Origin of the sequence: Pantoea sp. UBA6567 (genome assembly GCF_002434165.1) — a bacterium.
Classification (GTDB): Bacteria; Pseudomonadota; Gammaproteobacteria; order Enterobacterales; family Enterobacteriaceae; genus Pantoea; species Pantoea eucrina.
The window spans coordinates 1323206-1334890 of sequence record NZ_DJJN01000006.1 but is presented as its reverse complement, the minus strand read 5'-3'; the positions used below and the strand labels follow the sequence as shown (position 1 = coordinate 1334890).

Genomic DNA, 11685 nt, shown 5'->3' with positions numbered 1-11685 from the left:
CGGGCCTCTGTTATCAGCGTGTTTCGCCTGCGGCATCAGCCTGAGCGTGGGTATGAATCATATAGTTCACGTCCACACCCGGTCCGAGACGGAACTTGTTGGTCAGCGGATTATAGTGCAGGCCAATCATGTGGCGTTCGCGCAGTGTGGTTTCGTCTACCCAGTCCAGTAATTCAGCCGGGCGGATAAACTTTTTGGCGTCATGCGTACCGCGCGGCAGCATGCGCAGCACATATTCGGCGCCGAAGATTGCCAGCAGCCAGGCTTTAGGATTGCGGTTTATCGTGGAGAAAAAGACCTCACCACCTGGTTTTACCAGACGGGCGCAGGCCATAACAACCGAGCGCGGATCGGGTACGTGCTCCAGCATCTCCATGCAGGTCACTACGTCATACTGGCCAGCATGGCTGTTCGCATGATCCTCTACCGTCTGCTGAATATAATCGACGCTGACGCCGTTCTCTTCAGCATGCAGACGCGCGACTGCCAGCGGTTCCGCGCCCATATCCAGCCCGGTTACGTCTGCGCCTTCACGCGCCATGCTCTCTGCCAGAATGCCGCCGCCGCAGCCGACATCGAGCACTTTTTTACCAAACAGGCCGTTGCTGTGCTGCGCAATCCAGCCCAGACGCAGCGGGTTAATACGGTGCAGCGGCTTAAATTCACCCTCCAGATCCCACCAGCGCGAAGCGACCGCTTCAAACTTGGCAATCTCGCTGTGATCGACGTTCTGACGGCTTTCCTGCGGTTGTTCACTCATTGAATAACGACTCCTGGCAAAATATCTTCTGAGTATAAACGCTTAAACGTCAGGTGGCATCTCTCAGCGTGAACGAAAAGCGCCAGAAAACCCCGCTTTACGTTCACCGTACGTAAGCAATGTGATATACTTTCGCACCTTTAAAATCCGGGATTAAGTAGAGGGATAGCGGCTCCATGAGCGACCTTGCGAGAGAAATTACACCGGTCAATATCGAAGAAGAGCTGAAAAACTCCTACCTCGATTACGCCATGTCGGTCATTGTTGGCCGAGCCTTACCCGATGTCCGTGATGGCCTGAAGCCGGTGCATCGCCGCGTGCTTTACGCCATGAGCGAACTGGGTAACGACTGGAATAAAGCCTATAAGAAATCTGCCCGTGTGGTAGGTGACGTTATCGGTAAGTATCACCCGCACGGTGACTCTGCTGTATACGAAAGTATTGTCCGTATGGCCCAGCCGTTCTCCCTGCGCTATATGTTGGTTGACGGTCAGGGTAACTTCGGTTCCGTTGATGGCGACTCCGCCGCAGCGATGCGTTATACCGAAGTCCGTATGGCGAAGATCTCCTCTGAGCTTCTGGCCGATCTGGAAAAAGAGACGGTCGACTTTGTGCCAAACTACGACGGCACCGAGCAGATCCCGGAAGTGCTGCCAACCAAAATTCCTAACCTGCTGGTAAACGGCTCCTCCGGTATCGCCGTGGGAATGGCAACTAACATTCCGCCGCATAACCTGACTGAAGTGATCAACGGCTGCCTCGCCTTTATCGATGATGAAAACATCAGCGTAGAAGGGCTGATGGAGCACATCACCGGTCCGGACTTCCCGACCGCAGCCTTTATCAATGGCCGTCGTGGTATTGAAGAGGCCTATCGTACCGGGCGCGGTAAAATCTACATTCGCGCGCGTGGCGAAATCGAAACCGATGCCAAAACCGGTCGCGAAACCATTATTGTCAATGAGATCCCGTATCAGGTTAACAAAGCGCGCCTGATTGAAAAAATTGCCGAGCTGGTTAAAGAGAAGCGCGTTGAAGGGATCAGCGGGCTGCGCGATGAGTCTGATAAAGACGGTATGCGCATTGTCATTGAAGTCAAACGCGACGCCGTGGGTGAAGTGGTTCTGAACAACCTCTATTCGCTGACGCAGCTGCAGGTCTCTTTCGGCATCAACATGGTGGCTCTGCATCAGGGTCAGCCGAAGATCATGCCGCTGAAAGATATCATCGAAGCCTTTGTGCGCCACCGTCGCGAAGTGGTGACGCGTCGCACCATCTTCGAACTGCGCAAAGCGCGCGATCGTGCCCATATCCTTGAAGGTCTGGCGATTGCGCTGGCGAATATCGATCCGATTATCGAGCAGATCCGTCGCGCGCCGACGCCAGCAGAAGCGAAGGGCGCTCTGCTGGCACAGGCGTGGGATCTCGGCAATGTTGCCGCCATGCTTGAGCGTGCCGGCGATGACGCTGCGCGGCCGGAGTGGCTGGAGCCTGAATTTGGTATTCGCGATGGCCGCTACTATCTTACCGAGCAGCAGGCTCAGGCGATTCTGGATCTGCGTCTGCAGAAACTGACCGGCCTTGAGCATGAGAAACTGCTTGATGAGTACAAAGAGCTGCTGGAGCAGATTGCCGGGCTGATTCACATTCTGCAGAGTGCTGACCGCCTGATGGAAGTGATCCGCGAAGAGCTGGAAGCGATGCGCGATCAGTTTGGCGATGCGCGCCGTACTGAGATCACCGCCAACAGCGCGGATATCAATATCGAAGATCTGATCAACCAGGAAGATGTGGTCGTCACCCTGTCGCATCAGGGCTACGTTAAGTATCAGCCGCTGTCAGATTATGAAGCGCAGCGCCGCGGCGGCAAGGGTAAATCAGCCGCACGTATCAAAGAAGAGGACTTCATTGATCGCCTGCTGGTGGCTAATACCCACGACACGATTCTCTGCTTCTCCAGCCGGGGTCGTCTCTACTGGATGAAGGTTTATCAGCTGCCGGAAGCGAGCCGTGGCGCACGCGGGCGTCCTATCGTCAACCTGCTGCCGTTGGAAGCTAACGAGCGCATTACCGCTATTCTGCCGGTGCGTGAGTATACCGAAGGCTTCAATATTTTTATGGCGACGGCCAGCGGCACGGTGAAGAAAACCGCGCTGCAGGAGTTCAGTCGTCCGCGCAGCGCCGGCATTATCGCCATCAACCTGCGTGAAGATGATGAGCTGATTGGCGTAGCGCTGACCAACGGCAATGATGAAGCGATGCTCTTCTCCGCTGGCGGTAAAGTCGTGCGCTTTGCTGAGAGTGCAGTGCGTGCCATGGGGCGTTCAGCCTCAGGCGTGCGCGGTATCAGGCTGGCAGAGAACGATAAAGTGGTGTCGCTGATTGTGCCGCGCGAAGAGGGCGCGATCCTCACCGTTACGCAGAATGGTTACGGTAAGCGTACGGCTAACAGCGAGTATCCGACGAAATCACGTGCCACTCAGGGCGTTATCTCGATCAAAGTTACCGAGCGTAACGGACCGGTTATCGGTGCGGTACAGGTGGTAGATGGCGATCAGATTATGATGATCACCGATGCCGGCACGCTGGTACGCACCCGCGTATCGGAAGTCAGCGTGGTCGGCCGTAACACGCAGGGCGTGATCCTGATCCGCACCGCGGAAGATGAGAACGTGGTTGGCCTGCAGCGCGTGGCGGAGCCGGTTGAAGAAGAGGAGCTGGATGCCATCGACGGCAGCGTGGCGGAAGGCGAAGAGGATATCGCGCCGGAAGTCGACAGCGATGACGAGGCACCGGACGCAGAAGACGACGCATAATCGTCTGATGCACCTTATCAGCGGCAGGTCAGGGCAACCGACCTGCCGTTTTATTATCTGAGTTTTCGCCCCGCACCTCTGCACCAACTGGCTTTTTCGCAGCGATAAAGCTAGTGTATGTGCACCTTTTTGGGTCCTGTTAACCGTTACCGCCAGTGAGCCTCTCTTGAAATATCTCGTCTCCTTTCGCACCACGCTTCGTATCTCGCGCTATCTTTTCCGGGCGCTGGCGCTGCTGCTCTGGTCGCTGGGTGCATTGTTGACCACCTTCTACATCATCAATGTGCTGCATGAAAAAGAGAACGGAATACGCCAGGAGTTTGCGACGAACTATGGTAAAGCAGAGTGGTACGTCCGGCACTCGGCTGACGTCATGCGGGAACTGAAGTACATCACGGAAAATCGTCTTAGCAGCAGCGCTAACGGGCTGGACATGCTCAACGCCATGCCCGCCGGTAAAAGCACGCTGCCGCAGTTTACGCCGCTCTTTTCCGACGGTGACTGCACCTCAATGAGCAACACCTGGCGCAACTCGCTCGACTCGCTCAGCTACTATATCAACTACTGGAAAAGCAATTTTGCTGCGGCCTATGAGCTGAATCGCGTGTTTTTTATCGGCGGTGAGAGTCAGTGCCTGGCTGATTTTACCATCGGCAGCAGCAATCCGTTAGACCGGGAACGCAGCATGAAGGCGCTGCGCGAACATGTGCTGCACTATCGCAACAGCAATGAGGAAGATCGGCGCAATCCGATGTACTGGATCACCGACAGCACGCAGCCCGGAAGCGGCAACTTCTATATGGTCGTCCCGGTTTACGTCGCCAACAAACTTCAGGCGCTGCTGGGCGTTGAGCAGAATATCCGGCTGGATGAATTTGTTCAGCCCGGCGGACTGCCGCTGGTGGCGACCATTACCGATGAAAATTACCGCCCGCTGCTGAGCAGCCGCCGCAGCGGACCCGGTTACGCGCTGGACGATCTGCCCGATGAAAGCACCTGGTTTGGCTACCTCGACAACTACCGCCAGCTGGTGCTGAAAAAGCCGCTGCCGCCGTCAGATCTGAATATCATCTGGTCTCTGCCCACGTCGGTAATGGTGGATCAGCTGCGGCTGCTGCTGCTTAACGCGCTGCTGCTTAACATCTTCAGTGCGATTGTGCTTTTTACTCTGGCGTGGATATTTGAGCGCCGCATGTTCCTGCCGGCGGAAGATAACGCGCACCGGCTGGAGGAGCATGAGCAGTTCAACCGGAAAATTGTCGCGTCGGCACCGGTAGGGATTTGCATTCTGCGCACCAGCGATGGCACCAATATTCTGAGCAACGAACTGGCGCACAACTATCTTACGCTGCTGACGCAGGAGGATCGCCAGCGGCTTAATGAAATTATCAGCGGCCAGCAGGTGAATTTTGTTGATGTGCTGACCGGCAGCAATACCAACCTGCAGATCAGCTTTGTGCATTCGCGCTACCGCAATGAAAATGTGGCCATCTGCGTGCTGGTTGATGTCTCATCCCGCGTACGTATGGAGCAGTCGCTGCAGGAGATGGCGCACGCCGCTGAACAGGCGAGCCAGTCGAAATCGATGTTCCTCGCAACCGTCAGTCATGAACTGCGCACGCCACTTTACGGCATCATCGGTAACCTCGATCTGCTGCAGACCAAAAGCCTGCCCAAAGGGGTGGAATCGCTGGTTACCGCCATGAACAACTCCTCCAGCCTGCTGCTGAAAATTATCAGCGATATTCTCGACTTCTCGAAGATAGAGTCAGAGCAGCTGAAAATTGAGCCGCGTCCTTTCTCACCGCGCGAAGTGATTAACCATATCACCAGCAACTATTTATCGCTGGTGGTGCGCAAGCGTCTTACGCTCTATGTCTTTATGGAAAACAACGTGCCGCTGGCGCTGGATGGCGATCCGCTGCGGCTGCAGCAGGTGATCTCCAACCTGCTTAATAACGCCATCAAATTTACCCATACCGGCTGCATTATTCTGCACGCCTACGTTAAAGAGGGCTATCTTGCCTTCCGCGTGCGCGATACCGGGGTCGGCATTCCTGCCAGAGAGGTGACGCGGCTGTTCGATCCTTTCTTCCAGGTTGGCTCCGGCGTGCAGCGCAACTTTCAGGGCACCGGGCTGGGACTCGCAATCTGCGAAAAACTGATCAACATGATGGATGGCGATATTGAGGTTGATTCTGAACCGGGAATGGGCAGCCAGTTTATCGTGCGTATTCCGATCTACGCCGGGCAGCAGCCGGCGCCGCCGCTGCTGGATGGCCTGCAGGAGAAAGCGATCTGGCTTGACCTGCGCAACGACTATCTCGCTGCGTTTCTGCTGCGCCTGCTGCAGCAGCAGGGACTGAAAGCGGCAGCCTGGCAGGGACAGGCAGAAAGCGATGATGTGGTGATAAGCGATCACGACGATTCACTGGCGCAGGCGGTGCGCGCGCGCATTCTGATCTGCGGTGAGCATATCGATATGCCGCAGGAGCGCTCGCCGGGCGTCTGGGTGCAGAGCAGCGCAACGCTGCACGACCTGCCGCTGCTGCTGGGTCGTATCTATCGCATCACGATTGACAGCGATACCACCACGCCGCTGCCGCCGCCTGCAGCAGAGAATGCGAGCAGCAATGAAGATATTATGATTCTGATTGTGGATGATCATCCCATCAACCGTATGCTGCTGTCGGAGCAGCTCGGTACGCTGGGCTATCAGACCAAAACGGCGCAGGATGGCGTTGATGCGCTTAACGTGCTGAGTCGCAATCATATCGACATCGTACTGAGCGACGTAAACATGCCGAATATGGATGGTTATCGCCTGACGCAGCGGCTGCGCCAGCTGGGGCACGTGTTCCCGGTGATTGGCGTAACGGCGAACGCGCTGGCGGAAGAGAAGCAGCGCTGTATGGATGCCGGTATGGATAACTGCCTGTCGAAACCGGTGACGCTGGATGAGCTGAAAGTCACTCTGGCGCGCTACGCTGCCCGCGTGCGTACCGGTCGTCAGGCGTAGGGCAGGGGATTAAACGAACGGGCGGCCTGCGGGCCGCCTGCAAAGATTAATCTTTGTCGATCTGCGTGGCGCTGACCGAGGAGAGGTAGTTCAGCAGTGCGATATCGTTATCCACACCCAGCTTCATCATGGCTGATTTCTTCTGGCTGCTGATGGTTTTGATACTGCGGTTCAGCTTCTTGGCAATCTCAGTGACGAGGAAACCTTCAGCAAAGAGACGCAGTACTTCACTCTCTTTCGGCGACAGACGCTTGTCACCGTAACCACCTGCGCTGATCTTCTCCAGCAGTTTGGCAACGCTTTCCGGCGTATATTTTTTGCCTTTCTGCAGTGCGGCCAGCGCTTTTGGCAGATCGGTCGGAGCGCCCTGTTTCAGCACAATCCCTTCAATATCGAGATCCAGAACGGCACTCAGGATCGCCGGATTGTTATTCATGGTCAGAACAATGATCGAAAGATCGGGATAGTGACGCTTGATGTATTTGATCAGGGTAATGCCGTCGCCATACTTCTCGCCAGGCATTGAGAGATCGGTGATCAGAACATTCGCGTCCAGCTTGGAGAGGCTGTTGATCAGTGCTGTGGAGTCTTCAAACTCACCTACTACGTTAACCCATTCAATCTGTTCCAGAGACTTACGGATACCAAACAGAACAATGGGATGGTCGTCGGCAATAATTACGTTCAGGTTATTCATCTTATTGGTTACCTTGCTGCAGCAGTTGATTGACATAGGCGTCAATTTCACTGGTGGTATTTTTAATGGTTAAATCGTCGCACATTTTAATGTGCTGTTCTAACGCTTCACAAAGCTGTTTACCCGGCAGCAAATTGAGCATGGCAAAAACGCCTTTCAGGCGATGCGCTGTCTGAGCAAGAGAAGGATAGTCGCTATCCGACGCTTCAGTATACAGTCTCCTGACATCAGGCGGTACTGTCTCGGTAAACAGCTGGAAATAGCCGCCGCTTAACAGCGGTGTGCCAGCCTCATTTTCTTCACTCTCCTCCATCAAATCACTGGCCAGCTGCTTTTCAATCAGGGCCAGCAGTGCGTCAAGCAGGGCGTTGCTGAGGTTATAATTCACGCGATACTGTCTGTCGTTCAGGGCGTGATGCCCCAGCTCATCGCCCGCCAGCAGTAATGCCCAGCCGCTGAGACGTTCAGGGTCGTCCGTGATCAGGACGTCATGCTCCTGACCCGAGAGCCGTTCATCTGAGGTCAGGCACTTAGCGCCCCAGTTCTCCAGATGACGACAGACGATTTTCTGTACATCCTCCACTGCTATATCGACCAGAGCGGTCACGCCCTCCAGTAATTTTTCTTCCTGCTCCTCCAGCAGCAGCTGCAGCGTCAGCGGCAGCTGGATGTTATAGCGCGTGCCGATATCAGGTTTAGCGATAATGTCTAACTGGCCGCCCATCTGCTTGCAGAGCTGTTTACAGAGGAAAAAGGCCATTCCGGAGGCCTGACCAAAACGATCCTGCGACGTCTCACCAAGATAGGGGAAATCGGCGTTGGTCAGTTCATCCGCCGTTAGCCCGGAACCGGTATCGACCAGCTGCAGCTGCAGCACATCAGGCTTGTTCGCTGGCGTTTTCACTTCCAGCGTGATTTTTCCCCATTGCGTGGTGGTGAGCGCATAATGCATCAGGGTGGTCAGCACCTTACGCAGCGCGCGGCGATCGCCGCTGCGCATTTCATCATTCGCCAGCTGGTTGTTCACCACCAGCGTCAGGCCCTTGCGTCGCAGCAGCGGCAGGCTCTCCAGCGCAATCTCATCCAGCAGATCCTGCAGATTAAACGGGCTGGTTTCCGGCGACCAGTCATGCGCTTCCAGCCGGTTCAGCAGCACGATATCATCGACCAGGCGGGCCAGCCGCTGGCTCTCATCCAGCAGATCCAGCACGCTCTCATCGTCACTGCGCTGGCTGAGCTGCACCAGCCGCGTCACCATATCCTGCAGCGGGCGGTTCAGCGCATGGCCAAGCTGCTGCATCAGCTGCTGGCGCATCTGGTGATTGCGGTCCAGTACCTGCTGTGCTTTCTGCAGCTTCTTATTAACCAGCAGTTCGCGATCCTGATCGCGCATCATAAACAGCTGCGTGTGCGGCGACAGCACGCTGCGTGCGTGACGGATCTCATAGACTTCGTTATTGATAGTCGCCTGCAGCACGCCCTGATGCTGATCGGACATATTGATAATCTTCTGCAGGTTCAGGTGCGGCAGCAGGTGATCGGCAATCTTATTACTTAGCAGGGTGCGGTTAGTGGCGAAGTCATACACCAGCAGCCCGACCGGCAGGCTGGCGACGATCTCTTCGTTCAGCATACGCAGCGAATCGAGCTCTGCGCTCTGATTCTCATTCGGGCGCAGCGCCTGCTGACGCAGCAGGGTCACGCCGGCAATCGACAGCAGGAAGAGCAACAGGTTGATAAGCAGCGGCCACATCAGGTTATGCAGCATATCAAGCGCAAGGCTAACCAGCGGTACGCGATAAACCAGCTGCAGCGGCGTGCTGGGCAGCGAGGCAGCGATCTCCAGATCCGGGTTAACCAGCGTAACGCTGGTCGTGCCGTCGCTGCCGTCATCAGTGCTGCTGCCCGGGGTCGCATCCTGACGCAGCTGGAAATTCTCCAGCGGCAGGTTCTGCGGCACCAGATCGTTAACCGGCAGATCGAAAGCCACCACCGTTGCCAGATGACCCGGCTGGTTAAAGGTGGTGCGCAGCGTAAAGTAGTGATCGTTCTGCCAGGTAAAATGACGCAGTGGAGAGAAGCTCTCGCGCTCATCCAGGGCGTTAGCCTGCTGCAGCATCTCAGCCCGGCGGCTGTCGACCAGCGTATTTAGCGCGCTCTCTTTGTAGCGCGTTGCCATATCTTTCAGCGGCAGGGTAGAGATCATGATCAGGCTATTATCCTGACCGTTCAGAAAATACATCGACCACGCCGGGTTTTCCGCACCCCATAAAGTATCGAGATAGCCGGACATACGCATAGTCATATCCAGCGTGCTGCCGTCGTGCGAACCGAAAATCAGCGCTTCCGTTTTGCGGCGCGTTTTTTCCAGATAGTAAACATCCGGGCGCAGCCGGGTCTCCTGCAGCGTGCTGTTTGGCGCAGAGCCGGCCGCACTGGTGGCGAGATTTTCGTAAATCTGCCAGGTGGCGAAGCGGTAAGCGTCGATGCGTTTTTGCATATCACGCGCCAGGTCAGCCATGGCATAACGCTTTTCGGCAATCCAGGCGCTGACGCTATTGTGCACCACGGCGCCCAGCGCCAGCAGCAGCACCAGGTTAAACACGACAACAAAACGCGTAACGTTACCGGAAGTCAGTGGAAATTTATAAAGCATAGTGAGTCTCAGGATCCTGCAATCAACGCGTAACCCGGCGTGCGCTGGCGGCGACAGCCAGCAGCATCAGAGCAATCAGCAGGAATGCACCGCTTAGTGTGAGCCACTGGGAAATAAAGCCGATTAACGCCGGGCCTGAGAGAATACCCGCATAGCCTAACGTTGTCATGGCCGATATCGCCAGGTTGACAGGCATGGCCTGCTGGTTACCGGCGGCATTAAACAGCATCGGCACTGTATTCGCCAGCCCGAATCCGACCAGCAGAAACGCCAGCAGTGCGGTTTGCGGCCAGGGGACCAGCACGGCCAGCGTCATACCTGCACTGGCTGCCAGCGCGCCGGTAAGCATGACGTGATAGCGGCCAAAGCGCTGAATGATTTTGTCGCCGGTCAGCCGGCCAATCGTCATGGCAACCGAAAACACCGCATAGCCCAGTCCGGCATAGGCTACGCTGAGGCCCGGGCTCTGCAGCAGGAGCAGGGCGCTCCAGTCGAGCACGGCACCCTCGGCGAGGAACAGAATAAAGCAGAGGCAGCCGAGAAAAGCGACCCAGCCACGCGGGATCACCAGCCAGGGTTCATCAGCCTGACGCAGCCGCTCGCTCATCAGGGTTGGCAGACTGCAGCAGAGCAGCACGGCGATCAGCACCATCATAATCGCGATGGCCTGCAGCGGCGTCAGCCCGGCACCCAGCAGCAGACTCACCGCACCGGCGCCGATAATGCCGCCGAGGCTGAAGAAGCCGTGAAAGCCTGACATCATCGGCTTGCCCGCCGCTTTTTCCACGTGAACCGCCTGCACGTTCATCGCCACATCCAGCATGCCGAGTCCGGCGCCGAATAGCATCAGCGTAAACGCCATCGCCCAGAGATGATCCAGCGTGGCAAGCAGCGGCAACACCGCCAGAATCAGCAGCGCAGAGCAGGTCATAATCCGGCGGCAGCCAAAACGACCAATCAGCGCCCCCGTCACCGGCATAGCGGCCAGCGAACCGATGCCCAGACATAGTAAAAGCCCGCCGAGGGAGGCTCCGCTCAGCTGCAGACGCTGGCTGGCGTAAGGCACAAGCGGCGCCCAGGCAGACATACTCAACCCGGCGATAAGGAAAACAGTGCGCGTGCCGAAATTAACACGCTGATGCAGTTTGGCTGGCTGTGCGGCGTCCAGTGCAGTCATAGTCGTTATTTTGATCCGCTGTTAAAGCGTCGAAGTTTAGCATCAAAGCAGGCGGTGCAGCGGAATTAACGCGCAATTTGCGTTGCCTGCTGCTGCACAGGAATCGGACATCTTACCGATATTTGCCCGGGCCAGAATTTTTTCCAGATATTTCCTGGTACTGCCTGACAGATATTAAGTGACATAACGCAAATTAAGTCAGGTGATTGATGACATATACTGATGCAATCAGCGAAAGATCACTGGCTGACTATGGTTTTCGCTGGTTGCGCGTTTTACAGCCATTTTCCGGATTTTTGCCACCAGACAGCAGCCGGTAAAGCGCGCTAAGATAAAGCAGGCCACCGCTGAAGGGGCCGCTTATAGCAAGATCGCCACGCACGCCAGCCCGGCCGGGAGCGCGCATTTAACGTCATACCTTTAACCTTGTTACCTGCGGGTAACCCGTTTTCATCAGGTGAAACGGGCCATGCTGTTATGGCCTGTATGGCGCACCGATCTGCCTGAAACATTAATACAGGTAATCACTGGTGCAATGCATACTCCGTAACGAGGTTACC

6 protein-coding genes are annotated in these 11685 nt (G+C 56.1%); 2 read left to right on the top strand and 4 right to left on the bottom strand.

Translation table 11 applies throughout. The features are described from left to right. Positions 1-13: 13 nt before the first annotated feature. Positions 14-760 carry a bifunctional 2-polyprenyl-6-hydroxyphenol methylase/3-demethylubiquinol 3-O-methyltransferase UbiG gene (ubiG, locus tag B4M48_RS12320; RefSeq protein WP_039385530.1) on the bottom strand — a complete coding sequence of 249 codons (747 nt, stop codon included), beginning with the start codon at positions 758-760 and terminating at the stop codon, positions 14-16. Positions 761-936: 176 nt separating this feature from the next. Between ubiG and gyrA the strand changes: the two genes are divergently transcribed. Beyond that, a complete protein-coding gene (gene gyrA, locus B4M48_RS12315; RefSeq protein ID WP_039385529.1) occupies positions 937-3576 on the top strand; it encodes a DNA topoisomerase (ATP-hydrolyzing) subunit A in 2640 nt (879 codons plus the stop codon). Between the two features lie 166 nt (positions 3577-3742). Then, positions 3743-6595, top strand: a complete 2853-nt coding sequence (rcsC, locus tag B4M48_RS12310; protein ID WP_283340992.1) for a two-component system sensor histidine kinase RcsC — start codon at positions 3743-3745, stop codon at positions 6593-6595. A 46-nt stretch (positions 6596-6641) separates the two neighbouring features. On the opposite strand, the gene rcsB is transcribed toward rcsC, so the two are convergent. Genes rcsB through B4M48_RS12295 form a run of 3 tightly spaced genes read right to left on the bottom strand, consistent with a single transcriptional unit; the run spans position 6642 to position 11125 of the window. Further along, a complete protein-coding gene (gene rcsB, locus B4M48_RS12305) occupies positions 6642-7292 on the bottom strand; it encodes a response regulator transcription factor RcsB (RefSeq protein WP_033750421.1) in 651 nt (216 codons plus the stop codon). Between the two features lies 1 nt (position 7293). Then, positions 7294-9948, bottom strand: coding sequence for a phosphotransferase RcsD (gene rcsD / locus B4M48_RS12300; RefSeq protein ID WP_094111128.1), 2655 nt, complete (start codon positions 9946-9948; stop codon positions 7294-7296). A gap of 22 nt (positions 9949-9970) precedes the next feature. Beyond that, the gene (locus B4M48_RS12295; protein ID WP_039385523.1) at positions 9971-11125 is read right to left on the bottom strand and encodes an MFS transporter; all 1155 of its coding nucleotides are present in this window, start codon (positions 11123-11125) and stop codon (positions 9971-9973) included. Between the last annotated feature and the right edge of the window lie 560 nt (positions 11126-11685).

Excerpts from the sequence above, each read along its gene's own strand:
- ubiG (WP_039385530.1), bottom strand. The coding sequence starts at position 760 with ATGAGTGAACAACCGCAGGAAAGCCGTCAGAACGTCGATCACAGCGAG.
- gyrA (WP_039385529.1), top strand. The coding sequence starts at position 937 with ATGAGCGACCTTGCGAGAGAAATTACACCGGTCAATATCGAAGAAGAG.
- rcsB (WP_033750421.1), bottom strand. The coding sequence starts at position 7,292 with ATGAATAACCTGAACGTAATTATTGCCGACGACCATCCCATTGTTCTG.
- rcsD (WP_094111128.1), bottom strand. The coding sequence starts at position 9,948 with ATGCTTTATAAATTTCCACTGACTTCCGGTAACGTTACGCGTTTTGTT.
- B4M48_RS12295 (WP_039385523.1), bottom strand. The coding sequence starts at position 11,125 with ATGACTGCACTGGACGCCGCACAGCCAGCCAAACTGCATCAGCGTGTT.